This window comes from Streptomyces rugosispiralis (genome assembly GCF_024505145.1).
GTDB lineage: Bacteria > Actinomycetota > Actinomycetes > Streptomycetales > Streptomycetaceae > Streptomyces > Streptomyces rugosispiralis.
Map to the genome: position 1 here is coordinate 1 of NZ_JANIAA010000244.1, position 425 is coordinate 425.

The window sequence follows — 425 nt, forward strand, 5'->3', positions numbered from 1 at the left end:
TGTAGAGCTCACCGACCGCCCCCGGCGGCACCGGGCGAAGCCAGGCATCCAGCACATAGGCACGGGTGTTCCAGAACGGCCGCCCGATCGGCACCGGCCCCGCCGCCACCGCACCACCCGGCTCGATCCGGAAGTCGGCGCAGTTGACCGTCGCCTCCGTCGGACCGTACGCATTGACCACCGTCACATCCGGATGCGCGGCCCGCCACGACACCAGCGCCTCCCCCACCAGCGCCTCACCACCGGTGATCAACATCCCCGACGGCGACACACCCTCCGGCAACGCCTCCAACAACCCCAGGTGGGAGGGGGTCACCTTCATAAACGACGGCCGGCCGACATCGGCCGCCCGCTCATCGAGATCCGCCAACACCACCCGGCCACCACTCACCAACGGCGTATACAACGCCGTCACCGTCAGATCA

At 68.9% G+C, this 425-nt stretch carries 1 protein-coding gene; it reads right to left on the reverse strand.

What is annotated here, in order from left to right; genetic code table 11:
- Window positions 1-425, reverse strand: a 425-nt coding sequence (locus NP777_RS47270) for an AMP-binding protein (protein WP_256656383.1), incomplete at both ends; no start/stop codon positions are given.